This is a genomic window from Pigmentiphaga humi (assembly GCF_900606115.1).
Lineage (GTDB): Bacteria > Pseudomonadota > Gammaproteobacteria > Burkholderiales > Burkholderiaceae_B > Pigmentiphaga > Pigmentiphaga humi.
The window spans coordinates 146,625-169,957 of record NZ_UWPJ01000027.1 but is presented as its reverse complement, the minus strand read 5'-3'; the positions used below and the strand labels follow the sequence as shown (position 1 = coordinate 169,957).

The window sequence follows — 23,333 nt, the reverse complement described above, 5'->3', positions numbered from 1 at the left end:
ACGGCCCCGCACCCGGCGCATGCGCGCCGGCAAGCGCCGCCACCTGGAGACAAAACATGGATTTCCGTTCCTTCCTGCGCCGTACCGCGACCCTGTCGTGCGCAGCCGTCCTGATCGCCTGTTGGCCTGCCGTCGAGGCCGCTCCCAAGCAAGTCCGCCTGGTCGTCCCTTTCCCGCCCAGCGGCAACCTGGACACCATTACCCGGCAGGTCGCCGAAGGGCTGCAGCAGACCTTCGGCGTGGTCATCGTCGAAAACCGTCCGGGCGCCAACGGCAACATCGGCGCGGACAACGTCTACAAAAGCCCGCCCGACGGTTCGACGCTGATGTTCGCGCCCTATGGCCCGATCGCGGTCAACCAGCACCTGTATCCCAAGCTCAGCTACGATCCCGCGCAATGGGTGCCGGTCGCCATGCTGGCGACCGTTCCCAACGTGCTGGCCATCCACCCCAGCCTGCCGGTCCACGACCTGGCCGGCTTCATCGCCTACCTGCGGGCCAACCCCGGCAAGGTGGCCTTCGCCTCGCAAGGCGCGGGCTCGTCGTCGCATCTGGCGGCCGAGCTGTTCATGCAGCTCACCGGCACCAGCATGCTGCACATCCCCTACAAAGGCACCGGCCCTGCCCTGGTCGACCTGCTGGGCGGACAGGTCACGGTGTTCTTCGACACGCTGAGTTCCAGCGGCAAGTACCAGAAGAACGGCCGGCTGCGCATCCTGGCGGTGGCCGACGACAAGCGCTCGCCGCTGCTGCCGGACGTCCCGACCTTTGCCGAGGCCGGGCCGCCCTCGATGAAAAACATGATGGCCAACGCCTGGTATGCGGTGGTGGCCCCGCCGGGAACGCCCCGCGAGGTCGCGGCGAAATACGAGCGCGCCATCAACGACGTGCTCGCCGCGCCCGCGACGCGGCAGAAATTCGCGGAAATGGGCATAGACCCGGTCATCGCCACCTCCGCCGAAGCCGGCCGCTTCATGCACGACGAGGCCGAGAAATGGGGATCGGTGATACGCGCCAGCAAGATCACGCTGGACTGAGCCCCTTTTCCCTGGAACCGGACCCATGCAAGCACGCATCGACACGGCCGACACACGCCAGCGCATCGCCGACGCGCTGGCCATGATGGAAGCCGCGCACATCATCGACTTCAACGGCCACTTCAGCGCCCGCACCGGGCCGGACCGCTTCCTGATCAACTCGGGAGCATCGGTGCGCAGCGCCATCTCGGCCGCCGACATCATTGAAGTGGATCTGGACGGCCAACCGCTCGAAGGCGACGTGCGGCCGCCCATGGAGTTCCATATCCACGCCTCGATCTACCGCCGGCGGCCCGAGGTCGGCGCGGTCGCCCATACCCATCCGCTTTGGTCCACGCTGTTCAGCAGCGTGGGGCGCAAGGTCGAGCCGGTCACCATGCAGGCCGCGCTGCTCGGCGAAATCAGCGAGTTTCCGAAAACGGCGTCGATCAATACGCGCGAACTGGGCGAGGAACTGGCGGACTGCCTGGGGAATGCACGCGTGGCGATGCTGAGATCGCATGGCGCGGTGGTCGCGGCCGAAGGGGTGCTGGAAGTATTCGTACTGGCGTACTACCTGGAGGAAACCGCCCATCGGCAATACCTCGCGGTCCCGTTGGGCACGCCTCAGGTGCTCGATGCCGCCCAGCGGGAAAAAATCCGCGCCAACCTGTGGAAGCCCCACCTGCTGCAAAAGGCCTGGGACTATCACTACGCCAAATTGAAGCGCTAGTGTCTGTTGCGGCCGCGGCGCGGCTGCCCGGGCGGCTGGCCGCCCGGGATGCGGAATTCAGACCGCAGATTCGCCGGTTTCGCCGGTACGGATGCGGATGACCTGCTCGACCGGCGTAACGAAGATCTTGCCGTCGCCGATCTTGCCGGTGCGGGCCACGCGGATGATGGCTTCGACGGCCTGGTCGACCAGTTCGTCGGCGATCACCAGTTCGATGCGGATCTTGGGCAGGAAATCCACCACGTATTCGGCGCCGCGGTAGAGCTCGGTGTGGCCCTTCTGGCGCCCGAAGCCCTTGACCTCGGTCACGGTCAGGCCGTTGACGCCAACCTGGGCCAGCGCTTCGCGGACTTCGTCGAGCTTGAAGGGCTTGATGATGGCGGTGACTTGTTTCATGGCTGAGACCTTTGTGGAAATACTGGGGAATGCCTGAGAGGCAAAGCTAGGGATTGTAGTGGCGGAGGCGCTCAGGCGTCGGGGCCGGTTTCCGGAACGTTGGCCAGGTCGGCTTCCCAGACGGCTTTCTCGGAGTCGCTGGGGGCGCGCCAGTCGCCGCGCGGCGACAGCGAGCCGCCCGAGCCGACCTTGGGCGCATTGGGCACGCACGAGCGCTTGAACTGGCTGGTCTTGAAGAAGCGATGGACGAAAATGCCCAGGTTGCGCTTGATCGCCGCCAGTTCGTACTGGTTGCGCGCCACGTGGGCTTCCTCGGGCCACTCGCCCTTCTCGCGATCCTGCCAGGCGGCCAGGGCGAGGAAGGCGACCTTGGCCGGCGCAAAGCCGTAGCGCAGGATGTAGTACAGGTTGAAATCCTGCAGTTCGTACGGCCCGATGAACTGCTCGGTGCGCTGCGCGGGCGCCCCGCCGTCGGACTTGCCGGGCACCAGTTCGGGGCTGATCTCGGTCGCCAGGATGTCCAGCAGCACCTGGCTGCCGTCGCCTTCGACGGTGCCCGTCTCGGCCACCCAGCGCACCAGGTGGGCGATCAGGGTCTTGGGCACGCTCGCGTTGACGTTGTAGTGCGACATGTGGTCGCCTACGCCGTAGGTGCACCAGCCCAGCGCCAGTTCGCTCAGGTCGCCCGTGCCGATGACGATGGCGTTGTGGAAATTGGCCAGCCTGAACAGGTGGCTGGTGCGCTCGCCGGCCTGCACGTTCTCGAAGGTGATGTCGTAGACATCCTGGCCCTGGGCGTAAGGATGGCCGATGTCCTTGAGCATCTGCTCGCAGCTGGGCCGGATGTCGATCTCCAGCGTCGTGCAGCCTATCAGCCGCATCAGCGCGCGCGCCTGCTGCAGCGTGCGCCCGCTGGTGGCGAAGCCCGGCATGGTGGCGGCGATGATGTGGCTGCGCGGCAGGCCCAGCCGGTCCATCGCCTTGGCGCAGACCAGCAGGGCATGAGTCGAATCGAGCCCGCCGGACACGCCGATCACGACCTTGTCCATGTCTATGGCCGACAGGCGCTGCACCAGCGCCTGGACCTGGATGTTGTAAACCTCGTTGCAGCGCTGGTCGCGGCGGCGGCGGTCGGCCGGCACATAGGGGAAGCGTTCGACCTCGCGCTGCAGCGGCAAGGCCTGGTCGAAGGCCAGTCCCAGTTCGAAGGAAACGACCTGGAAACGCTCGGTCTCGGCCTGGTGGCGCAGCACCGACTGGCCGAACGTGGTCTGCCGCATGCGCTCGTGGCTCAGCCGTTCGAGATCGACGTCGGCCACGATCAGGTGCGAATCGTCCAGGAAGCGCTCGGACTCGGCCAGCAGTTCGCCGTTCTCGTAGATGATGGCCTGGCCGTCCCACGCCAGGTCGGTGGACGACTCCCCCCGTCCGGCCGAGGTGTACAGGTAGGCGGCGAGACAACGCGCCGACTGCTGGCCGACCAGTTGGTGGCGATAGCCCGACTTGCCCACGACGATGTTCGAGGCCGACAGGTTCACCAGCACGGTGGCGCCGGCCAGCGCCGCGAAGCACGACGGCGGGATCGGCACCCATACGTCCTCGCAGATCTCGACGTGGAATCGCAGGCCCGGCACGTCGGACACGTCGAAAAGCATGGACGCGCCGAACGGCGCCCGCTGTCCCGCCAGGTCGATGTGGCGGGCCACGGTGCAGTCGCCCGAGGTGAACTGGCGCGCCTCGTAGAATTCGCCGTAGTTGGGCAGATAGGTCTTGGGCACCACGCCCAGGATGCGGCCTTGCGCGACCACCACGGCACAGTTGAACAGGGCATGGTTCACGCGCAGCGGCAGCCCGACCACCAGGGCGGCGGGCAAGTCGCGGGACGCTTCCACGATGACGGCCAGCGCCCGCTCGCAGCCGTCGAGCAGCGCGGCCTGGTGGAACAGGTCGTCGCAGGTGTAGGCCGACAGCCCGAGCTCGGGAAAGGCCACCAGGGCCGCGCCCTGCGCCACCGCATCGCGCGCCAGCGCCATGGTCTGCGCGGCGTTGAAGGCCGGATCGGCCACCTTGCAGCGCGGGACGCCGACGGCCACCCGCGCGAAACGGTGCGAGTAGAGGTTGAAAAAATTGCCTGTCATGGTGTGTGCTTGTCTGGCCGCGCGGGAGCGGGTGTCGAACTTGCGGGAAGGCATGCGCCTGCTATACCCACATCATAAGGCCCACGGCGGGCCGGCGTCTCGGCGCCGCGCGCCTGCCGGACCGTGCCGCGGGCAACGCGCCGGCCAGCCGCGTCAGTCCGCGCCGGCCGGCGCCTTGAACGGCGTATGCGATTCGAGTTCGTCGAGGTAGCGATCCATCCCCTCGGTCTCGCGCCGCAGGAAATCGGCGATCGCATCGGCGAAGCGCTCGTCCGCGACCCAGTGGGCCGACCAGGTCGGCGTGGGCAGCAGGCCGCGCGACATTTTGTGCACGCCTTGCGCGCCGCCTTCGAACGATTCGAAGCCATGGGCGATGCAATATTCGATGGCCTGCAGGTAACAGGTCTCGAAATGCAGGCCGGGCACGAACTCCGTACTTCCCCAGTAGCGGCCGTACAGCGTGGCGCCGGCCGCGATGTTGAGGGCGCAGGCCACCGGCTCGCCCGCCCGCTCGGCCAGCACCAGCAGCATCGCGTCGGGCATGGCGGCACGCAGCCGTTCGAAGAAAGCCGGATTCAGGTAGGGCGACGACCAGTGGGCCGCATAGGTCGAGGCATAGCACCGATAAAAGAAGGCCAGGTCGTCCGGCCCGATCGCGGCGCCGCGCAGGTGCCGGAAAACGATGCCCGCCTGGGCCACCTTCTTGCGGTCCTGGCGCAGTTTCTTGCGCTTGTCGTGATTCATCGCCGCCAGGAAGTCGTCGAATGTTCCGTAGCCGGGATTGCGCCAGTGGAACTGCACGCCTTCGCGCATCATGTAGCCGGCCTCGCGCAGCGCCCGTGCGTCCTCGTCGCTCGGGAACAGCACGTGCAGCGACGACACTTCCGCCTGCCGGGCCACCTGGACCGCGGCCCTGGCCAGCAAGACGCGATCCTCGTGGCTGCCGGCCAGCAGGCGCGGCCCGCCTACCGGCGTAAAGGGAACGGCGCACAGCAGCTTGGGGTAGTAGTCCAGCCCATGGCGCTCGAAGGCCTCCGCCCAGCCCTGGTCGAACACGTATTCGCCGCGCGAATGGCGCTTCAGGTAGAGCGGCATCGCGCCCGCCAGTTCGCCGCCGCGGCGCAGCAGCAGATAGCTGGGCTGCCAGCCGGTGCGGCGCGTCGCGCAGCCGGTGGCGTGCAGGGCGTCCAGGAACGCATGCGCGACGAAAGGATTGCCGGCGCTCCAGGCGTCCCATTGCGCCGGGTCGATGGCTTGCAGGTCGTCGGCCAGTTCGACGGTCAGGTCGCTCAAGACGCCTCCGGGACAGGCAGGCAATGCCGCAGGGGTACTGCTTCCAGGGTGGCGCCATCGCGCGCGGCCGCCAGGCCGCCGGGGAGCCACGGACGCACGTCCGGCCAGCGGCGCCTGGCTACCGGGATGGTCTCCGGCACGCCATGCAGGCGCAATTCCCAATAAGGATCGGCGTCGCCTCCGGAGGCTTCCGGCGTGACCAGGCTCGCCCCGGCTATCGCGGCGCGCGCCACCAGCGTACTGCGGTGCACCTGCACGAAACGGCCGGGGAAACCGCGCAGCAGCGCGGCCAGCGGCTGGTCCGTCACGAACTCGGCGGCGGCGGTGCGTATGCTCACGGACTTGCCGCTCGCCCTGAGGTAAACGACCTGCGCCACGGGTACCGGGAACTCCCCGTCGCGGCCTCGCGCCAGCAGGACCTCGGCAGACGGGCCGAGGCGCCGCCCGCCTTCCAGGCCGAGCGCGCGCTGCAGCGCCTGCTCCAGGCGCTCGGCGCGCAACGGCGGCAGCAGGCTGTCGACGGCGGGCAGAAGATCGGCCAGCGCCTGGCTGTCGATGGACGGCAACAGCAGGATGACCGCGGGGCCGTCCTGCCTGTCCGCCCATTCCCGCGCCAGCGCGTGGCCGGCGGCGTCCGGCAGGCCCAGGTCGAGCAGCACGACGGCGGACTGCGCGGCGGACTGGCGCGCCAGCGCGGCATCCGCCACCGGCGCCAGGCGGCGGATAGGCAGGCGCCGCGACAGTCCTCGCAACTGCGCCGACAGCCGCGCGCAGAATGCCGCGTCGCGCCCGACGATCAGCACGCCCGGCGCGCCAGTTTCCAATTCAGTAACCGCCATAACCCGCTTTATAATCCGCGCCATGTCTACACCGACCGACCCCCGCCCCCAAGACCAGTTCGCCAAGAAGGCCGAAGCCTGGTCAGCCCGGTTCTCCGAACCGGTTTCCGACCTCGTCAAACGGTACACCGCTTCGGTGGACTTCGACAAACGCCTGGCCAAGTTCGACATCCAGGGTTCGCTGGCGCATGCCGAGATGCTGCAATCCGTCGGCATCCTGACCCACCAGGACCTGGACGACATCCGCCGCGGCATGGCCGCGATCGAGTCCGAGATCGACGCCGGCCGCTTCGAATGGTTGCTCGACCTCGAAGACGTCCACCTGAACATCGAGCGCCGCCTGACCGAGCTGGTGGGCGACGCCGGCAAGCGCCTGCATACCGGCCGCTCGCGCAACGACCAGGTCGCCACCGACATCCGCCTGTGGCTGCGCGCCGAGATCGACACGCTGCTCGACCTGCTGGGCCAGCTGCGCCGCGCGCTGGCCACGCTGGCGCTCGAGCATGCCGGCACCATCATGCCCGGCTTCACGCACCTGCAGGTCGCCCAGCCCGTCACCTTCGGCCACCATCTGCTGGCCTACGCCGAGATGTTCGGCCGCGACGCCGAACGGCTGGCCGACTGCCGCAAGCGCGTCAACCGCCTGCCGCTGGGCGCCGCCGCGCTGGCCGGCACCTCCTATCCGATCGACCGCGAGCGCGTGGCGCGCACGCTGGGCTTCGACGGCGTCTGCCGCAATTCGCTCGACGCCGTTTCCGACCGCGATTTCGCCATCGAGTTCTGCGCCGCCGGCGCGCTGGTCATGACGCACATCTCGCGCCTGTCCGAGGAGCTCGTGCTGTGGATGAGCCCGCGCGTGGGCTTCATCGACCTGGCCGACCGCTTCTGCACCGGCAGCTCCATCATGCCGCAGAAGAAGAATCCCGACGTGCCCGAGCTGGCGCGCGGCAAGACCGGCCGCGTCAACGGCCACCTGGTGGCGCTGCTGACCCTGATGAAAGGCCAGCCGCTGGCCTACAACAAGGACAACCAGGAAGACAAGGAAGGCCTGTTCGACACCGCCGACACCGTGCGCGACACGCTGCGCATCTTCATCGACATGGCCGCCGGCATCCAGGTCAAGCCCGAAGCCATGCGCGCCGCCGCGCTGCAGGGCTTCTCCACCGCCACCGATCTGGCCGACTACCTGGTCAAGAAAGGCGTGCCCTTCCGCGACGCCCACGAAGCCGTCGCGCTGGCGGTGCGCCAATGCGTCGAACGCAACTGCGACCTCGCCGACCTGTCGGTGGACGAGCTGCGCGCCTTCCACCCTTCGGTGGGCGACGACGTGCACGGCGTCCTGACGCTGGAGGGTTCGGTCGCCTCGCGCTCGCACGTGGGCGGCACGGCGCCGGAGCGGGTGCGCGAGGAAGCCCAACGGGTGTTGAGCCCCCCCCCTACGCGCTGACGCGCGCCCCCCAGGGGGCTCTACCTACGGACTGGCGGAGCCAGATCCGCGGTGCCCTGGGTCTGAGCCGAGCCAGGCGCACTGCTTTGCTCACTTGACGGGACAGTTGCTACGGGACAGTCCACTAGCGAACCAGCGTCCCCGGTTGCCAGCCGAGGCGGCGGGCTTCGCCTTCGGCCAGTTCCGCTACGGAGTGGGCGCGCGGGCACCAGGCCATCCGCCATGGGGGCATGGCCGGAACGAGGCGCAGCACCCGGCCTTGTGCATCCAGGAAGACCACGTCGATGGCATAGGACATGCCAATGGTGTGCACGGCTCGGCAGGGAGTGATCCACCATGCTTCCCCTTGGGCCGGCGGCGGGCGGCCCAGGAGGCCGCGCAGGCGCTGCCAGGGGGTGCGCGCCACCCGCCAGCGTACCGGCTCGGGCGCCTTCACCAGCCGGGCTCCATCAGCTTGACCACGATGGGAAAACCGATCACGACGAAGGAACACGGGAAGATGCAGGCCACCAGCGGCAGCAGCATCTTTACCGGCGCTTCCATCGCCAGGCGTTCGGCGCGCAGGAAACGTTCGCTGCGGCGCTGGTCGGACTGGGCCCGAAGGATGGGCGCGAGGCTCATGCCCAGGGTATCGGCCTGGGCCAGCGCGGCCACCCAGGCGCGCACTTCCACGACGTCGAGGCGGTCGGCCATGTCGCGCAGGGCCTGGGCGCGGGGCACGCCGGCGCGCACGTCGCCCAGCATGCGGCGCAATTCGTCGCGCAGCGGCCCGGGCGGCCCCTTCTGCGCCGCGTGCTGGAGCGCGGCGCCCACGTGCAAGCCGGCCTCGACGCACAACGTCGCCATATCCAGCACGAAAGGCAAGGCCCGCAGCGCGGCCGTCCTGCGCCGGCGCACGCGCCCTGCCAGCCACAAACGGGGGTAGAGCACACCGGCCGAGGCTCCCGTCGCCAGGCTGGCCAGGCCGGGCAGCGGCCCTGCGTCGGCCAGTACGGCAACCGCCCCGCCAATGGCGCCGCCCGCCGCCGCGCACAGCACTTGCGCGCCAAGAATGTGGATGGGCGCCAGTCCATGGCGCAGGCCGGCGCGCACCAGCAGGCTTTCCAGCCTGCGCCGGCGCTGCCACGACAGCCATGGCCGGCAGTAATGCCCCGCCGCGCACACCAGCGCCCAGGCCAGCCGGAATGCCCCCGGCGGCGCCTCGACCGTGCCGCGCGCCGCAGGGGAATCGGCCAGCAGGAAATACGCCAGCATGACGGCAGCCGCCACGGCCATGCCTACCAACAGGGAAGTCGCTGCCGACATGCGTTCCTCGTTCCTTGCGCTGCACGCCGCCTTTGCTGCGGCTCACAGGTCTATGCGCACGATGCGCGCGATCATCCACAGCCCGAGCAGGTCCAGCACCGCGACCAGGGACAGGACGGCCCAGCCTTCCCGCGTCGTCCACAGCAAACCCATGGTCTCCGGTTCGAGGCTGTGCAGGGCGGCGATCAGCAGCCAGGGCAGCACGCCCACCACGCGGGACTGCAGCCGGCCCTGGGCCGTCAAGGCGCGCACCCGGCCTTCCATATGCAGCCGCGCCCGCACGGTGGCGGCGATCCGCTCCAGCGTATCGGCCAGGTTGCCGCCCGTCTCGGCCGCGATCCTGAGCGCCGCCACCACCAGGCTCGCCGCCTCGGTAGGCATGCGGTCTCCCAGATTGGCCAGGGACAGGTCCAGCGCCGTACCCAGCCGCTGCTCGCGCAGCATCAGCGCGAACTCCTGAGCCAGCGGCGGCTCGCCCTCTGCTACCAATTGGCGCAGGGCGGCCGGCAAGCTGGCTCCCGCCCGCAGCGCGCAGGCCAGCGCCAACAAGGCATCGGGCAGTTGCGCATCGAACCGGCGCAGGCGCCGCCCACGAAGCATGCGGGCGGCCCGGCGCGGCAGCCACACACCCAGAACCGCGCCGACTGCCGCGAGGCTCCAGCTCCGGCCCAGCCAGCCTCCCGCCAGCGCCAGCGCGCCGACCAGCAGCACCTGCGCCCGCCACAACTGCTCGACATCGACAAAAAAGAAGAACTCGCCCATGCGTACGCGCGCGGTCTCGGCAAAGGTGGCGCGGTAGCGCGCGAGACTCTCCCACGCCCAGCCCAGCATGCCCACGGCCAGCAACGCGGCGCACAAGGCCACGGCGGCCGCGATCCCCCAGCGCTCGATGGCATGCATATCAGTTGTCCATGGCGCGGAGCGGCGCCTGCGGAGCCGGCGTGCGCCCGCAGAACAATTGCGGCAGCACGTCCACGCCGCTGTCGCGCCATTCGTCGAAAAAGCTGGGCATCAGCTCGCCCCCCTGGAAATATCCGGGCCCGTCGGGCTCGGCCGGCCGCGGGCGCTCGAAGCGGAACAGCTCCTGCAACTGGATGCGTCCGCTCTCTTGGCCGCAGACCTCGACGATGGCGGTCACCCGCCTGTGCCCTGAGGCCGATCGGCTCTGCTGGACCACGATGTCCACGGCCGACACGATCTGTTCGCGGATGGCTTGCAGCGGCAGGTCCATGCCCGCCATCAACACCATGGTCTCCAGCCGGGACATCGCGTCGCGCGGCGTATTGGCATGCAGGGTGGTCAGCGAACCTTCGTGACCGGTGTTCATGGCCTGCAGCATGTCGATCGCCTCGGCGCCCCGGCATTCGCCCACCACGATCCGGTCGGGACGCATGCGCAGCGCATTGCGCACCAGATCCCGTATCGACACCGCGCCGCGGCCCTCCAGGTTGGCCGGCCGCGCCTCCAGCGCGACCAGGTGCTCGTGCGCCAGCTTCAATTCGGCCGCGTCTTCGATCGTAATGACGCGCTCGGCCGCCGGAATGAAATTGGACAGGATGTTGAGCAGCGTGGTCTTGCCCGAGCCCGTGCCGCCCGACACGACGATGTTCTTGCGCCGTTCCACGCACAGTTGCAGGAACTCGGCCATCGCATGGTCGAGCGATCCTCCCGCGACGAGATCGCCGATCTGCATGCGGCGGGCCGGGAATTTGCGTATGGTCAGGGCCGGCCCCTTGAGCGCCAGCGGCGCGATGACCGCGTTAACCCGCGAGCCGTCGCGCAGACGCGCATCGACCATGGGCGAGGCTTCGTCGATGCGCCGGCCCAGCGGCGACACGATGCGCTCGATCACGCCCAGCACGGACTGGTCGCTGCTGAATACCGCCGGGTGCCGGGCCAGCACGCCTTTTCGCTCGACATAGAGTTCGTCGTAGCGGTTGACCATGATCTCCGATATGGCCGGATCGGCCAGCAGGGATTCGAGCGGCCCCAGCCCGACCGCCTCGTCCACCACTTGCCGGCGCAGCGCCTCGCGATCCAGGCTGGCGGGGATGTCGCCGTCGGCTTCCTGGATCAGCCCTTCCAGCAATCGGTCGGCTTCCGCCCTCAGGGCCGCATCGCTCATGGCCTCGACGTCGCGCCGGCGCAGGTCGAGCGCATCGAGCAGCCGCACGTGCAGCCTGCGGCGCCACTCCGCCTGGGCCGCATCCGCCGCGGGCATGGCGTGCGCCGGCGCCGCGCCGGGCGCCGGCATGCTCGCCGCGCCGCCCGCGCCTCCCTGGCCGCCGTCGTCGGGGCACGGCGGCGCATCCCGGGCCACCCTCACCCGCAGCATGGACATGCCGATGAAGATTTCGTCCTCCGGCAGCAGCGGGCCATATTGCACGATGCGCCTGCCGTTGACTTGCGTGCCCGCCAGCGACCCGAGGTCCTCGACGAACACGCCTTCCGGCCGCAGCGCCAGGCTGGCGTGCCGCCGCGCCACGCGCCAGTGCTTCAGCCTGATCCCGCAGCCTTCGCCGCGCCCTATGACGACCGGCGCCGCCACGCGCAGCGGCACCGCGCCCTCCTCGCCCGTCAGCACATCCACGTCCAGCATCATCGCTCCTCGAAAAACTCGTCCGGCCGCACCGGCACGTTCAGCCATTCCGGGCCGAACGTCTCGCGCAGCACGCGCTCGCCCCGCTCTATCCTTTCCGTCAGCGCCGGGTTGCGCTGGGTCACCACGGTCGGCGTCACGAAGATGGCCAGTTCGGTTTCGCGCCGCTGGAAGCGCCGGGATCCGAACAAGGGCCCCAGGATGGGCAGGGCGGACAGGCCGGGCAGCCCGTCCAGGTCCTCGGATTGTTCGCGCGACAGGAAACCGCTCAGGACCAGGGTCTCGCCCGAACGCACGTTGAATTCGGTGGAGGTGCGCCGTACCTTGAGCGCCGGGCCGCCGGTGGCCGCCACCGATGGATCGACCGCGCTGACCTCGACGTCGATGACCGAGCGCACCGTGCCGCTGGCGTCCACCCGCGGCGCGATCTGCAAGGTGACGCCATAGGGCTTGAAGGTCGTGTTGGTGGCGCCGTTCTTGTCGATCGTGGCGTAGGGCACTTCGCCGCCCGCCAGGAAACGCGCGGTCGAGCCGCTGCGCGCGGACAGCTGCGGCTGCGCCAGCACCACGGCCTCGCCGCGCTGCGCCAGGGCCTGGATCTGCGCCGACAGCAAGGCATTGATGCCCAGGTAGCCGGCCGGCGACGTCGACGGAAAAGGCAGCGCCACCGGGCTTTCCCCCGGGCGCTGCGAGGCGTCTCCCGCTGCTGCGCGCAAGGGCCGTCCGACCGCCGCGTCCCAGGCCAGCCCGGCGTTCAGGCCGCCCGTGCTCGCGCCATTCCATTTCACGCCCAGCTCCCGCAGGCGCGAGCGCGGGATCTCGACGACCTTGACGTCCATCATGACCATGCGCTCCCAGCCCAGTTGGCTGGTGAAATCCACGACCTGCGGATAGCGCTTGGCCAGCAGGGCCACGCGCGCCTGGTCGGCCTCGCCGAGGTCTTCCCCCTCGATGATGATCTTGTCGCCGACGGCGCGGCTGCGCACCGCCGGCATGCCTGCGAGAAAGGCCGAGATTTCGCGCTGGGCCCGGGCCGGCGGCGCCGCCACGACCTGGATGCGCATGCGCCGCATGGCGCCGGCGCGGTCCCAGATCACCAGCGACGAACTGCCCACGTCATTGGCGAATACCACGACTTCGCGTTCGTCGGCGGTTGCCGCGCTGATGACCCGGCCGTTGCCCACGGCCACGCGGCCGACCTCCGGCGCGGGAAACACCTGGGTTTCGCCAATCGCCATCTCGACATCGGGCAAATCGCTGCCGGCGGCAAAGCCGGCCCGGGCGGCAGCATCGCCCTCGTCCGCCAGCCAGGCCGGCCATTCGGGCTGCTGCGGCAACGCCATGCCCGGCAGCAGGCCCAGCAGCGCCCAGCACGCCATGGGCCCCGCGCGCTTTCGCCATCGTGTCATGGCTGCGCCTCCGGCCCCGCGCCCTGTGCCGGCGGCGGCGCGGCATGCCGCGGCAGCGCCGGCTCCCATCGCCGCATCGACGCATCGCGCGCCGTCCCCATCCACGCATCCTGGCCCAGGGCCATGCCCGCCTCTTCCGCCGCCTCCTCGCCCAGCCCGGGAATACGCCGCGGCATGCGGTCGCCGTAAATGACGGAGGCGCTCGAAGGCTTGCGCGGCATGGCCGGCGCAGCGGGCTCCTTGAGCCCCAGCATGGCGGGCAGGTCGCCGCTGGCCTGCGCCGGCGCGGGGCTGCCGTCGCCGGGGCGGCGCAGCATCGCGGTGACCACCCCTCCTTCGCGCGCGGCAATGAGCTTGACGGCTTCTTCCGGCGTGGCGTCCAGCGTCACAGTGGAGAAGCCGCCGCGCATGGCTTCCGCGCCGCCCCCCGGGATCTCGGTGCGGTGCCCGGTGGCCAGCACCCGCATTTTCTGCAGCAACGGCACCGTTACGCGTTTGCCGCGATGTTCCAGCGACACGTAGAGATCGATCAGGTCGCCCGGCTCCAGCAGCCCGGATACCGAGCTGATCTCATCGACCGGGATCGTGACTGCCCGCCGTCCCTGTTCCAGCCGCTGCGCCAATGCCTGGCGCTCGTTCTCCAGGTGCGCGGGGAGAAGCGGCGCACCGGCGCGCACGTGCTGCGCCAACGCCGCGCCCTCGATTTCGTGGAAGCGCGACGGGTCGATGAAATCGGCCGGCAGCCAATCGCGGGCGAGTTCGCGCACGGCGGCCGATTCGGCCGAGACCCGCATCCCCGGCTCGAGATCGCGCGCCGCCACCACGACCTGCGTGCGCGAGGCGCGGCCTTCGGCCTCGATCGCGTCGATGCGGGCCTGGATGTGGCGCTGGCTGAGCCAGGCGGCAGCGCCGCCGGCGGCGAGCGCCACGGCCAGCACCCACCACTTCCGGTCCACCCGCAGGCGTATCGGCAATCGCTTCATAGCGGCAGCGCCAGCACCGCGGCGAATCGGAAATGAAAACCGCGCAATGCTTGCAGCACGGTTTCCAGCAGGCCGCCCCCGCCCCCCATCCATCCGCCTATGCCCAGCATCAGCACGACGACCACCAGGTATTCGACCGCCGATTGGCCGCGCTGCGGCCAGGTTGCTCTCGCAAGCATCGCTTCCCCTTCAACGTTGACCGGCCGCGGCCTCGACGGCCAGCAGCCCGCTGCCCGGCGACCGCGCCACGACCACGGTCCACAGACGCCGCCCGCCCAGCCGCCACTGGCGTCCGGCGCCCGCAGCCTCGTCCGGATGCCATCCGGCTCCCCGCAGCCGCGCCTCCAGCGACCTCGACAAGACGGGCGCGGCGAACGCGTGCGCATAGATTTGCTGGACGACACGGCTGCCGCCCTCTCCCGTCTGCGCATCGAGCAGCAGCACCGCGCCGGCGGGCACCCATGCGGGCATGGCCGCCCGCGGCGCAGGCCTGCCTCCGATCTCGGCGGCGGCCATGCCCTGGCTGGCCTGCGGCCCCGCCGCGCGCAACTGCACCAGCCACATGCGCCCCTGCTGCATGCCCATCACCATGACGCCGTCCGGCAGCGGCAGCAGCCACGGCCGTTCCCCGCCTTCCTGGGACAGCGCGGCGGCCGCCGCAAAAGGCGGCATCGATACGCGAAACAGCCGTACGTCCATGTCGCGGCCATTGATGCGCATGCGCCCGTTCCACCCCAGATCGGCGGCCCCTGAAGGCAGCTTCGGCATCGCCCTGGCCGCCCTCGGGCTGGCCAGCAGCGCCAGCGGGCCGGCAGCCAGGCTGCGCAAACAGCGCCGCCGGAGCAGGCGATGCCGTGCGTCCTGTACCGAATGCCGGTGCGCCATGTGCCGGAGCACGGACACGGCGCGGCTCATCGCCCCGCTCCCAGGCGATCCGCCGGAACCAGCCCCGCCCACGCCGAAAGCCAATCGAATTGCGGCGCCGGACGCCCCCATCCTGCATCGACCCTGCCGAGCGCCGACACCCCTCGGCCAGCCCTCCCGGTGGCCTCGGCCGCATCGCGCCAGGCTCGGGGAGCGGCGCCCAGGCGCGCCTGGACATCGGCATCGCTGTCCGCCTCGCCGGCTCCCGCCAGGATGGCGTAGCGGCTCGACAGCACCAGGTCCATCGCCGGCCACGAAGCTGCCGCGGCAGCCGTGGACAAACGCGGCGCCACGTCGATCCGGCCTGCCCGAAGGCCCTGGTATCCCGGCAGCAATTCGGTCCGCAGCATGCTTGCATGGACATCCGTCCCGCCCACCTCTGCGCCGGCCGGCAAGCCGTCCGCTTGCCTGAACACGACGAGGCGGACCGGCTCCGGGCCGGCCAGCAGCGGGCTGCCATCGTGGTTGCGCCACGCATGCAAAGGCCCGGAGAAAAAGCGCGCCGCCGCTTCCTGCCGCTCGTGCTCCGGCGCGTCGAGCGCCACCGCGAAAGCCACGTGCCGGGCGGCGTAGGCCGTTTGCAGGGCGATATCCTGGAGGCGCCCCACCGACGCGCCGAACACCAGCAGCAACCCCAGCACCCCGAGGGCGAGCAAGGCCTCGGCCATGGCTTGGCCGTGTCCATGGAAGCGTTCCATCGCGCGCCTCATTGCCCGGCTCCCTGCCGGGCCCAGGCAAGCCCGCGCTCCGCCGGAGCCACCGGGCTCAGCCGCGCCTGCCAATAGGGCATGAACAGGCTGGGCAGTTCCACGCGGCCATCGGCCCGCGCGTCCGGACGGCGATAGTAGGTCTCGGCCGCCGCCACGGCGGCCATTTCCCCACCTGGAAGCGGACTGGCGAATGCCAGGCGGCCCGTGCCGATGCGCGGGCCGCGCGCGTCCGTCGTCGCCAAGGCCGACGCTGCGCGGCGCGCGCGCACGGCGAACCGCAATGCCGGACCGCCGTCGCCCTGGCCCGCCTGGGCGAGTTCCATGTACGCGGGCAGTCCGCGCGTGCGCCACACCATGGGATCGGCCTGCGCATAGGAGTTGGCCAAAGGATTGGCAGAGCCGCCGAGCAGGCTCCAATCGGTATGCGATGCGACCCAGCGCCAGAAGTCTTCGTCGGCGAAATTCGCAGGCGGATCGTCCACGTACGGCGCATCTTCGGCGGGCGGCGCCCCTTCGGTCCGAATCGTTCCCCACCCCATCGGGTATTCGCGGTAATAGCACAATTTTCCACTCCACGAGGGATCACAAGCGCTCGTTTGTCGTATAGACTTTTCCTTATAAATCAATTAGTTAATCTATTTTTGACTCAAGAAGTCTCACTAAAGCGCGTGCGTGAACGTCCCAATTCTTGACCCTAGGGGACAGCTATAGGGTCAACTTTTCACCGGGGTAAAAATGGCTACGAACCGCCTTACCGATCGACAAGTCGCCAACGCCAAGCCGCGCGAGAAGGAATACACGCTCAGTGACGGGAATGGTTTGTACCTGCGGGTTCAAGCCTGCGGTACGCGCACCTGGCTGTTCCGCTTCACCGATCTATCCGGCAAACAGGGCAAGCTATCGCTTGGCCCTTATCCGGCCAGGACACTAGCCGCAGCTCGGGTCGAAGCGATGAAATGCCGACGACAGCTTCTAGATGGCATCGACCCGCGTTCCAAGCCGCAAAACGTTCCTAGGACCTTTAAACAAGCCTACGAGCAATGGATACGGGAGTCGCTGTCGAAGCGCCGCAACGCCAGAGGCGTCTATGCGTGCGGACGCCGGATGAAGAAGCACATCCTTCCCTCTATCGGCGGCGATTTGCTAACGACGGTGACGCGCTACAAACTGATCAGCCTGCTTGACACCCTGCGGGAAGCTGGCCGCCCCGCCCAAGCTGGCTGCATCTTGATCGACCTGGTTCAAATGCTCAACTATGCGGAGGGTCGCCATTGGATCGCGCAAAACCCGATTCGCAACCTGCGCAAGCGAGATCTGGAAATAGTCGACGTAGTACGGGAACGTGTGCTGTACCCCTTCGAACTCGTCGTGCTACGCAACCGCTTGGCCAATCCCATCCGCATGACGAATGCGTGCAAGGCGGGAATATGGCTATCGATGTCCACACTCGCGCGAGCCGGCGAACTTGCCCAACTGCGTGAAGACGACATCGACTGGGACCAACGGACGTGGTTCCTAGAAGCGGACAAAACCAAATCCAAGCGTGCCCATCTGATCCACCTATCGGACTTCGCGTTCTACTGGCTTTGCCGGCTAAGAGAATCCCCCTATCGGACCTCAGAATATCTGTTTCCCGGAACGCGGGGCGCCACACATGCAAAGAACACCTCGTTCTCGCATCAGATCACGCAGCGGCAAAAGCCGGACAGCACGATTGAAGACGCCGGCACGCTCATCATGCCTCACGGCAAATGGGTGATGCATGACATGCGCCGCACTGGCGCCACGCTGATGGGGGAGCTTGGCGTTCCGGAAGAATTGATCGAGATGTGCTTGAACCACCGCACCAGCGACAAATCCTTGGTCTACACCTATCAAAAACAACAACGGCTGGACGACCGGCAGGCTGCATTCGAGTTGCTGGGCGACTATCTGATGGCGCTCCTTGGACATCCGGAGGATTGGCAACGGGATGCAGTAGACCCCGATCCCACGACCGTCCTTCTTCCACACGCGCATACGCAATGGATGACCGCTCCCCATCTCGCGGCAAATCGGGAAAGTTTCCTGGCCACCCGCGTCGTGCAGCAGCTTATCACTCGCCTGCACCGCTCTTCGTCACCGTCGGATCGGATGAAGCTAGAACAGCGACTGAACGAAATACTTCTAGAGAATTGACTTACTTTACGCGGGCATCATGCATTGGTTGGCGTGAGGCCATAGGCCCTCATCAGTCGGGCAGCCATCATTTCGCCGGCCTTGGCGAACGACAAGGTATCGCCAACTGTCAGGACTGGCCACCGAAGCGTCTGGCGCTTGACCGGCGATACCTGCGTCCGGCCGTTATTGTTTGCCATAGGCAAGGTGTGAGCCTGCAGCATCGTGCACGTCACAAAGACGGCGCCGCGGTGGCCCGCGACCCGATATATTTTCTCTGCTAGCCGCACGAAATCGTGAAATGCGGACTGATGGAACTCCGCGAGGACAAGAGTTGGTGCGTCGGAATTTCTCGCTTGCACTTGCGGAAATGTCCACAGGCCGGCCAGCAACTGACCGTCCTCATGCAACTGGGTTATCCATCCGGCGTCATATTGGGCTAACGACGTTGAGCAGGCTAAGCCATCAAACACCACGGCGACACGCCGCCCTGAATAAAACCCCTGCCACCAGTTGTCTGTCGACTTGCCTTCGGCTCCTTCGCCGAGCGTGTTCTTAAGTTCCTCTTGGGAAACATCGAGTCCGAGCGGTTCAGCAGGCCTGCCCTGCCAGATGAGCGCAGGTCTGGTCGTTAGATCGTAGTCAGTGATGAGATTAACGCGCTTGCGTTCCAGCGCCCGTTCGATGGCGTCATCATAAAAGTAGTCATCCAACGCTTTCATATGGACACTCCGGAAGCGCCGCGGCTAGCCCTGAGCCCGCTTAATGAAGAGTTCCCATAGAAACTCCGCGGCTCCTTCTTCGGATAGGTTCTTAGGACTCCCGCCGGTCCAGGCCATACCTATAGGCTTGAAATGCAACGATTGCTCGCCTGCCTCTACAGTGAGCATTTCGTTGAACGTCCCTTGACTAGCTGATGCATCATAGGAAAAGGCAATAGAGTTGCTGCCCCGTCCGGTGAAGCCATCTATCCGGACCGAACACTCAGATAGTCTGCTGCCGTTCCGGTACAGGGTCGCGGCCATACGCCGCGAGTCGATACGCTCGAATGTTCCATCGACATCCGGGTTCCGCTCGCGGACAGCATTGATTGAGCCTTCAAAAAATCGGCATACGAATTCGAACGAGGACCGCACAAAGTCGGCCGCGTCCTTCTCCGTGAAGACCTGCTTCAATCGCAAATTGCTGGAACGCGGCGACGGCGCAGGGGCTGCCGCGGTGATCGGTGCCACACCTTGAGCGGCTGGCCGTTTGGTGGGCTTGGCCACGCTCGAATGACCCGTTTCGATCGCACGACGCACTTGCTTGGCAACGTCAGCAAATGCTTCATCGCGGTCTGGCCAAGCGGTCACGGGTCTGCCGTCGCGTGGCGCGGCCAATAATTTTCCGAACGGCGCGCTAGCCCATTCGCAATGCCGGAGAATGACCGGAATCACCCGAGCTTCACCGGCAGCGTGGCGCTCCATCGCACGCATCATCTCTTTTGAATAGCAATACGTCGAGGCGATGAAATCGGCGCTCACGAGCAATAGGATGATATCTGCCGTTTCGAGCTGCCCAAAAATGGATTCATCCAGTTCGTCGCCTGCCACGATACGGCGATCATGCCATGCATCAATCAATCCTTGATTCTTCAGCAAAGCAAGGTGCGTCTCCAACTCATTACGCAGTTCCTCGTCTTTGTGGCTATATGAGAAGAAGACGCTTGCCATTTTTTATCTTTTTGAGCGTGGTATCCGTCCGTCAGCAGAGCGCAGAAAAGACTTTTGTAAGGAGCTGGCCAGACATGGAAGGAAATTGTGAAAATATGATACATCGCCTCGGAAGGAGATGACACATCGTCCCACAGGGGAGTCGCTACACACGCTGGACCTCGAAGTACGCATCCGCGGCGCCGGCAAGCTCCTGGAGCGCAGTCTGGCGCGCACGTTCGGCGGCAATCAGCCATTGCCGCGCCACTCGCCACGTTTCTTCGGACAGGCTACCCAGCGTATGTTCGGCGTCCTGCCAGGCCCGCCACGTCTTCAGCACCCCATCGATGCCGCCCAGCGCGGATTCCAGCGTCTGCCGATACCGCACTTCCGCCTCTTGGCACAGGCCGCACGGCAGCGAAGGATGATGCAAGATGACGGTGTAGGCGTACTGCATGGTTGTTTCCATAGAACACTGATTTTTTATACAGTATTCTTGGATATGCTGCAATTTAGCGCCGCTACCCGTTCCGTCGCCGGAATCCCCGGTCGTTCTTCAGGAACCAAGCCAGCATATGCGGCGCGAGCGCCGCCGCGTCGACTTCTTCGCCATGAAGCTGGCTGTGCATGGCGGCATACCGTTCCAGATCCGCCTTCAGCGCCGCTGGCAGGCTGACCGTCATCTTCACGGTTTCCTGCTTCGGCAGCGCCCCGAGCCGCAATTTCGTAGGCATAGTCTCACCTGTTGATGAAGAGCGGCCGGTATGGCCGCAACGTGATGTCCCGGTTCACGATCACGCGCAACGGCATTCCAGGTCGGATCGTCAACGTGGGCTGGATGTTCATGTTGCGCCGGGTGATTTCCTGACCGAGTCGGGACGCGGCTTCTTGCGCACCGTCGCGGGTTGCGATGACCACGCGCCCGTTGCCGCTGCCTTGGTTCTGCGGGGCGGCCAGCTCGGCGCCCACGCCCAGAAGCGTCGTCAGCGCCGCACCGGCCAGTATCCGGGTCCAGTGCCAGTCCACGTCGTCTTCCAGACCGACGTAGCCTGCCGGGTCGGTGGCTGCCAGGTTGTCGAGCACCACAGATGACGTATCGGGCATGACGATGCGGTCCAACACGCCCTGCATCAGACTTTGCCCATAGGCTACCTGGCTGTTGTACCGCCCCATCAGACGCGCGCCCTGCGGGATGAGGACGTTACTGTGGGTGGCGCTGTCATAAACGGGTTCGGTCACGGTGGCGATGATGTCGCCCGGCAGGTCGGACTTGATGCCGGTCATCAATGCGGCGGCGATGACCGTTCCTGCCATCAGCGTGTTGCGTTTCCGAGGCGCTTCCAGGCCATGCGCGCTCTGCGTGACCGTTCGACCCTGGCCGGCGAACGCGATCTTGTTGTCCTGCATGTTCTGCGTCTGCACGCCATCGACCGCACCGCCCTCAGCAGCTGCGAGCCCTGCCGGCGCCGCGTCCGCGGTCGAAGCCGCGCTCGCCGGCGAACCGCCGCGATTGCTGGACTTGTAGAAGAGCGGCGCTCGCGCCGCATCGGTTGCTTCCTTCGCCCGCGCCTGGCGCTCGGCATCGGCCGCCGTCGGGCCGGCCGGCCGTAGTCCGGCTTCCTGCTCGGCGCGCAGGATGGGCCGCCCGAGATCGCCTGGCAGCGGCTCGCCCAGTACGGGCGGTGGCGCCGGCTGCGCAGGCGCCACCTGGCTGTAGTCGCGCGGCAGCGTCTGCAGCCCCTCGGCCTGCGAGATGCGGTCGACGTTGTAGAGTTCCTCGCTCGCGCCTGCTTGGCGCGAGCGCGGCTGCAGCGACCAGATGGTGGCACCCAGGACCGCGAAGGACACGACGCCGATTCCCACGGCCAGCGTGCGGCGGTTCAGCCGGGTCACGGGCTGGGACGCGGCCCGCAACTCGACCGATTCGGGTGGCAGCTTGGGCGGCACTGCGCCGGGTGCTTCGACCGCCTCGCTCATGATCCGCCCCGCGCCGTGGCCACATCGTCGCGGCTGATGCGGACGATCTTGGCATCGTCGCCGCCCAGGCGCAGTTCGACCGCGCCGAAAAGCCGGTCCACCACGTAGTACGGTGCCCGGTACTGGTGATTCACCAATTGCAAGTCGCCGCTCGGGCCGACCAGGAACAGCGGCGGCAGCTCGCCCTGGGCGATGCCGGCCGGGAACTGGATGTAAACCTTCTGCCCGTCGTCGAAGGCGCGTAGCGGCCGCCAGGGTGGCGTGTCGCCCGTGATGTCGTAGCGAAAGCGCAATTGCTCCACCGTCACGCCCGCGTCCAACGGCGTGGAGGTTTGGGCCTCTTCGTTGCGCTTCTTCAGTTCGGCCATCCGGTCCTGAGGATAGTCCCAGGACACCGACGCCATCCAGGCCGACTCGGTGGAAGCCAGCTCCAACAAGTAAATTCGCCGGTCGGTCGTCACGATTAGATTGGTTTTCAGCCCGGCCCGGATGGGCTTGACCTGCAGGTTGGCTCGCGTGGTGGCACCGCTGCCGCTGCTAGAATCGCCGACGATCCAGCGCACCGTGTCGCCAGCAGATACGTCGATCAGCTTTTCGCCGGGCTGCAACTGGATCAGCGTCACGCGCCCCGGACTGGCGTAGACCTGGTACAGCGCACCCTCGCTGTAGGGCCAGGTCTGGATGGCATTGATGAAGCCGTCGCGGCTCGGCGCCATCCGCGCTTCCTGATTGGCCTGGGCGATACGCGCAGCAGGATCGGCCGGTTCGGGCGTGGGCGCAGGCACGGGCGGCGACGGGGCCACGGGCTTCAACTGCCCCGGCAAAGGCAGCAGCTGCGGCATCGGCACGATCTCGACCGCCTTGGGCGGCTCGGGCAGCGCCACCGGCTCGCTGTGCGCAACGGGCGGAACGTCCAGCGCGATTTCGGGGGGAGGCGTGCCGCGCGAGGCGCAGCCGGCGAGCGTGGCAAGCACGACAAGCGTAGGAATGGAGCTTTTCATGGCGATGTGCCTCCAGACGAAGCGTTCGTGGACAACTGGCGGCTCCAGCTGATGCCGTCCACATAGATCCCCAGGGGATTGGCACGCAGCTTGGCTTCCGTGTTCGGCGGCTGCAGCACGAGAGTCAAGATCGCGGTCCAACGTTCGGTGCCGGCCGCCGTTCCGTTGACATAAGCCTTTTCCTCCCACTGGACCTGGAAGGAACGATCGCTGGCCCGCACGATGCTGGGCACTTCCACGGTCACCGACCGCTTACCGATCTGCGCAAATGGGTCACTCCGGCGCGCGTACTCGTTCAAGAAGGTCGCACCCCGATCGGTGGTATAGGCGTAGGCGTCGAGCCACTGCTTGCGCACGACGATGGGATCGATGGACACCGCGCGCACGTTCTCGATGAAACGCGCCAGGTGAAAGGAGATCTGCACGTCGCTGGGACGGTACGGCGTGGCGGCTTCGCCGACCGCGCGCACCTGGCCGGCGCGTTCGACCTCGACCACGTAGGGAACCACCACGGCGCGATGCAGCCGCCACCACATGCTGTCACCCGTAGACAGGCCGGCGAGCAGCAGGCAGCCAAAGGCCATCGCTCGCCAGTTGCGCGCCTGCACGCGGGCACTGCCCAGCCGTTCGTCCCAGGCCTGTGCCGCCCGTTGGTACGGCGTGACCGGCTCGGGGGACTTGCCATAATGTACGGAAGGTCGCCGAAAGCGCATCG

General features: G+C 67.4%; 25 protein-coding genes. 4 read left to right on the top strand and 21 right to left on the bottom strand.

Going from position 1 to position 23,333, the window contains the following annotated elements:
* The first annotated feature begins 56 nt into the window (after window positions 1-56).
* Window positions 57-1,037 carry a Bug family tripartite tricarboxylate transporter substrate binding protein gene (locus PIGHUM_RS18445; RefSeq protein ID WP_124081182.1) on the top strand — a complete coding sequence of 327 codons (981 nt, stop codon included), beginning with the start codon at window positions 57-59 and terminating at the stop codon, window positions 1,035-1,037.
* 25 nt (window positions 1,038-1,062) lie between these two features.
* Window positions 1,063-1,749, top strand: coding sequence for a class II aldolase/adducin family protein (locus tag PIGHUM_RS18440; RefSeq protein ID WP_124081181.1), 687 nt, complete (start codon window positions 1,063-1,065; stop codon window positions 1,747-1,749).
* A gap of 57 nt (window positions 1,750-1,806) precedes the next feature.
* Here PIGHUM_RS18440 and PIGHUM_RS18435 read toward each other — a convergent pair whose 3' ends face one another.
* From PIGHUM_RS18435 to PIGHUM_RS18420, 4 genes are all read right to left on the bottom strand, one after another.
* Window positions 1,807-2,145 (bottom strand): P-II family nitrogen regulator, encoded by a 339-nt coding sequence (locus PIGHUM_RS18435; RefSeq protein WP_124081180.1) that lies wholly within the window; start codon window positions 2,143-2,145, stop codon window positions 1,807-1,809.
* Window positions 2,146-2,216: 71 nt separating this feature from the next.
* Window positions 2,217-4,283, bottom strand: a complete 2,067-nt coding sequence (locus PIGHUM_RS18430) for an NAD(+) synthase (RefSeq protein ID WP_124081179.1) — start codon at window positions 4,281-4,283, stop codon at window positions 2,217-2,219.
* 153 nt (window positions 4,284-4,436) lie between these two features.
* The gene (locus PIGHUM_RS18425; RefSeq protein ID WP_246013312.1) at window positions 4,437-5,576 is read right to left on the bottom strand and encodes a GNAT family N-acetyltransferase; all 1,140 of its coding nucleotides are present in this window, start codon (window positions 5,574-5,576) and stop codon (window positions 4,437-4,439) included.
* A complete protein-coding gene (locus PIGHUM_RS18420) occupies window positions 5,573-6,415 on the bottom strand; it encodes a LytR/AlgR family response regulator transcription factor (RefSeq protein ID WP_124081178.1) in 843 nt (280 codons plus the stop codon). Before PIGHUM_RS18420 ends, PIGHUM_RS18425 begins: the two co-directional genes overlap by 4 nt.
* A gap of 22 nt (window positions 6,416-6,437) precedes the next feature.
* On the opposite strand from PIGHUM_RS18420, the gene argH reads away from it, so the two are divergent.
* Window positions 6,438-7,862: an argininosuccinate lyase gene (gene argH, locus PIGHUM_RS18415; protein WP_124081177.1), complete on the top strand. Its 1,425-nt coding sequence runs from the start codon at window positions 6,438-6,440 to the stop codon at window positions 7,860-7,862.
* Window positions 7,863-7,986: 124 nt separating this feature from the next.
* Here the strand turns inward: argH and PIGHUM_RS18410 are convergent, their stop codons facing one another.
* Genes PIGHUM_RS18410 through PIGHUM_RS18370 form a run of 10 tightly spaced genes read right to left on the bottom strand, consistent with a single transcriptional unit; the run spans window position 7,987 to window position 16,355 of the window.
* The gene (locus PIGHUM_RS18410; protein WP_124081176.1) at window positions 7,987-8,298 is read right to left on the bottom strand and encodes a DUF192 domain-containing protein; all 312 of its coding nucleotides are present in this window, start codon (window positions 8,296-8,298) and stop codon (window positions 7,987-7,989) included.
* Window positions 8,295-9,167, bottom strand: coding sequence for a type II secretion system F family protein (locus PIGHUM_RS18405; RefSeq protein ID WP_222929277.1), 873 nt, complete (start codon window positions 9,165-9,167; stop codon window positions 8,295-8,297). The genes PIGHUM_RS18410 and PIGHUM_RS18405 overlap by 4 nt, the downstream gene beginning before the upstream one ends.
* A 42-nt stretch (window positions 9,168-9,209) precedes the next feature.
* The gene (locus tag PIGHUM_RS18400; protein ID WP_124081175.1) at window positions 9,210-10,067 is read right to left on the bottom strand and encodes a type II secretion system F family protein; all 858 of its coding nucleotides are present in this window, start codon (window positions 10,065-10,067) and stop codon (window positions 9,210-9,212) included.
* 1 nt (window position 10,068) lies between these two features.
* Window positions 10,069-11,766, bottom strand: coding sequence for a TadA family conjugal transfer-associated ATPase (locus PIGHUM_RS18395; protein WP_124081174.1), 1,698 nt, complete (start codon window positions 11,764-11,766; stop codon window positions 10,069-10,071).
* Complete coding sequence (locus tag PIGHUM_RS18390) at window positions 11,766-13,175, bottom strand: type II and III secretion system protein family protein (protein ID WP_160142347.1); 1,410 nt, start codon at window positions 13,173-13,175, stop codon at window positions 11,766-11,768. The genes PIGHUM_RS18395 and PIGHUM_RS18390 overlap by 1 nt, the downstream gene beginning before the upstream one ends.
* Window positions 13,172-14,158: a Flp pilus assembly protein CpaB gene (gene cpaB / locus PIGHUM_RS18385; RefSeq protein WP_160142346.1), complete on the bottom strand. Its 987-nt coding sequence runs from the start codon at window positions 14,156-14,158 to the stop codon at window positions 13,172-13,174. The genes PIGHUM_RS18390 and cpaB overlap by 4 nt, the downstream gene beginning before the upstream one ends.
* Complete coding sequence (locus PIGHUM_RS23955) at window positions 14,155-14,337, bottom strand: hypothetical protein (RefSeq protein WP_160142345.1); 183 nt, start codon at window positions 14,335-14,337, stop codon at window positions 14,155-14,157. The genes cpaB and PIGHUM_RS23955 overlap by 4 nt, the downstream gene beginning before the upstream one ends.
* 10 nt (window positions 14,338-14,347) lie before the next feature.
* Window positions 14,348-15,073, bottom strand: a complete 726-nt coding sequence (locus tag PIGHUM_RS18380; protein ID WP_124081171.1) for a hypothetical protein — start codon at window positions 15,071-15,073, stop codon at window positions 14,348-14,350.
* Window positions 15,070-15,780 (bottom strand): hypothetical protein, encoded by a 711-nt coding sequence (locus tag PIGHUM_RS18375; protein ID WP_148087261.1) that lies wholly within the window; start codon window positions 15,778-15,780, stop codon window positions 15,070-15,072. The genes PIGHUM_RS18380 and PIGHUM_RS18375 overlap by 4 nt, the downstream gene beginning before the upstream one ends.
* Window positions 15,781-15,788: 8 nt before the next feature.
* Complete coding sequence (locus PIGHUM_RS18370; protein ID WP_124081169.1) at window positions 15,789-16,355, bottom strand: hypothetical protein; 567 nt, start codon at window positions 16,353-16,355, stop codon at window positions 15,789-15,791.
* A 172-nt stretch (window positions 16,356-16,527) separates the two neighbouring features.
* Here PIGHUM_RS18370 and PIGHUM_RS18365 point away from each other — a divergent pair, with 172 nt between their 5' ends.
* Window positions 16,528-17,970 (top strand): tyrosine-type recombinase/integrase, encoded by a 1,443-nt coding sequence (locus PIGHUM_RS18365; RefSeq protein WP_124081168.1) that lies wholly within the window; start codon window positions 16,528-16,530, stop codon window positions 17,968-17,970.
* A 17-nt stretch (window positions 17,971-17,987) separates the two neighbouring features.
* Here PIGHUM_RS18365 and PIGHUM_RS18360 read toward each other — a convergent pair whose 3' ends face one another.
* The 7 genes from PIGHUM_RS18360 to trbF all read right to left on the bottom strand — a co-directional run bounded on the left by PIGHUM_RS18360 (window position 17,988) and on the right by trbF (window position 23,331).
* Window positions 17,988-18,671, bottom strand: coding sequence for a hypothetical protein (locus PIGHUM_RS18360; protein ID WP_124081167.1), 684 nt, complete (start codon window positions 18,669-18,671; stop codon window positions 17,988-17,990).
* Window positions 18,672-18,695: 24 nt separating this feature from the next.
* Window positions 18,696-19,661 carry a toll/interleukin-1 receptor domain-containing protein gene (locus tag PIGHUM_RS18355; protein ID WP_124081166.1) on the bottom strand — a complete coding sequence of 322 codons (966 nt, stop codon included), beginning with the start codon at window positions 19,659-19,661 and terminating at the stop codon, window positions 18,696-18,698.
* 145 nt (window positions 19,662-19,806) lie between these two features.
* Window positions 19,807-20,097, bottom strand: a complete 291-nt coding sequence (locus tag PIGHUM_RS18350) for a hypothetical protein (protein ID WP_124081165.1) — start codon at window positions 20,095-20,097, stop codon at window positions 19,807-19,809.
* 64 nt (window positions 20,098-20,161) lie between these two features.
* Window positions 20,162-20,374, bottom strand: coding sequence for a DUF2274 domain-containing protein (locus PIGHUM_RS18345; RefSeq protein WP_124081164.1), 213 nt, complete (start codon window positions 20,372-20,374; stop codon window positions 20,162-20,164).
* Window positions 20,375-20,378: 4 nt separating this feature from the next.
* Entirely contained in the window at window positions 20,379-21,617 is a 1,239-nt protein-coding gene (locus PIGHUM_RS18340; protein WP_124081163.1) for a TraB/TrbI/VirB10 family type IV secretion system protein, read from the bottom strand.
* A complete protein-coding gene (gene trbG / locus PIGHUM_RS18335) occupies window positions 21,614-22,618 on the bottom strand; it encodes a P-type conjugative transfer protein TrbG (RefSeq protein ID WP_124081162.1) in 1,005 nt (334 codons plus the stop codon). The genes PIGHUM_RS18340 and trbG overlap by 4 nt, the downstream gene beginning before the upstream one ends.
* Window positions 22,615-23,331, bottom strand: coding sequence for a conjugal transfer protein TrbF (gene trbF / locus PIGHUM_RS18330; protein WP_124081161.1), 717 nt, complete (start codon window positions 23,329-23,331; stop codon window positions 22,615-22,617). The genes trbG and trbF overlap by 4 nt, the downstream gene beginning before the upstream one ends.
* Window positions 23,332-23,333 lie beyond the last annotated feature (2 nt).

Coding starts and splice junctions, on each gene's coding strand:
- PIGHUM_RS18445 (WP_124081182.1), top strand. CDS start 57: ATGGATTTCCGTTCCTTCCTGCGCCGTACCGCGACCCTGTCGTGCGCA.
- PIGHUM_RS18440 (WP_124081181.1), top strand. CDS start 1,063: ATGCAAGCACGCATCGACACGGCCGACACACGCCAGCGCATCGCCGAC.
- PIGHUM_RS18435 (WP_124081180.1), bottom strand. CDS start 2,145: ATGAAACAAGTCACCGCCATCATCAAGCCCTTCAAGCTCGACGAAGTC.
- PIGHUM_RS18430 (WP_124081179.1), bottom strand. CDS start 4,283: ATGACAGGCAATTTTTTCAACCTCTACTCGCACCGTTTCGCGCGGGTG.
- PIGHUM_RS18420 (WP_124081178.1), bottom strand. CDS start 6,415: ATGGCGGTTACTGAATTGGAAACTGGCGCGCCGGGCGTGCTGATCGTC.
- argH (WP_124081177.1), top strand. CDS start 6,438: ATGTCTACACCGACCGACCCCCGCCCCCAAGACCAGTTCGCCAAGAAG.
- PIGHUM_RS18405 (WP_222929277.1), bottom strand. CDS start 9,167: ATGTCGGCAGCGACTTCCCTGTTGGTAGGCATGGCCGTGGCGGCTGCC.
- PIGHUM_RS18400 (WP_124081175.1), bottom strand. CDS start 10,067: ATGCATGCCATCGAGCGCTGGGGGATCGCGGCCGCCGTGGCCTTGTGC.
- PIGHUM_RS18395 (WP_124081174.1), bottom strand. CDS start 11,766: ATGCTGGACGTGGATGTGCTGACGGGCGAGGAGGGCGCGGTGCCGCTG.
- PIGHUM_RS18390 (WP_160142347.1), bottom strand. CDS start 13,175: ATGACACGATGGCGAAAGCGCGCGGGGCCCATGGCGTGCTGGGCGCTG.
- cpaB (WP_160142346.1), bottom strand. CDS start 14,158: ATGAAGCGATTGCCGATACGCCTGCGGGTGGACCGGAAGTGGTGGGTG.
- PIGHUM_RS23955 (WP_160142345.1), bottom strand. CDS start 14,337: ATGCTTGCGAGAGCAACCTGGCCGCAGCGCGGCCAATCGGCGGTCGAA.
- PIGHUM_RS18380 (WP_124081171.1), bottom strand. CDS start 15,073: ATGAGCCGCGCCGTGTCCGTGCTCCGGCACATGGCGCACCGGCATTCG.
- PIGHUM_RS18375 (WP_148087261.1), bottom strand. CDS start 15,780: ATGGAACGCTTCCATGGACACGGCCAAGCCATGGCCGAGGCCTTGCTC.
- PIGHUM_RS18365 (WP_124081168.1), top strand. CDS start 16,528: ATGGCTACGAACCGCCTTACCGATCGACAAGTCGCCAACGCCAAGCCG.
- PIGHUM_RS18360 (WP_124081167.1), bottom strand. CDS start 18,671: ATGAAAGCGTTGGATGACTACTTTTATGATGACGCCATCGAACGGGCG.
- PIGHUM_RS18355 (WP_124081166.1), bottom strand. CDS start 19,661: ATGGCAAGCGTCTTCTTCTCATATAGCCACAAAGACGAGGAACTGCGT.
- PIGHUM_RS18350 (WP_124081165.1), bottom strand. CDS start 20,097: ATGCAGTACGCCTACACCGTCATCTTGCATCATCCTTCGCTGCCGTGC.
- PIGHUM_RS18345 (WP_124081164.1), bottom strand. CDS start 20,374: ATGCCTACGAAATTGCGGCTCGGGGCGCTGCCGAAGCAGGAAACCGTG.
- PIGHUM_RS18340 (WP_124081163.1), bottom strand. CDS start 21,617: ATGAGCGAGGCGGTCGAAGCACCCGGCGCAGTGCCGCCCAAGCTGCCA.
- trbG (WP_124081162.1), bottom strand. CDS start 22,618: ATGAAAAGCTCCATTCCTACGCTTGTCGTGCTTGCCACGCTCGCCGGC.
- trbF (WP_124081161.1), bottom strand. CDS start 23,331: ATGCGCTTTCGGCGACCTTCCGTACATTATGGCAAGTCCCCCGAGCCG.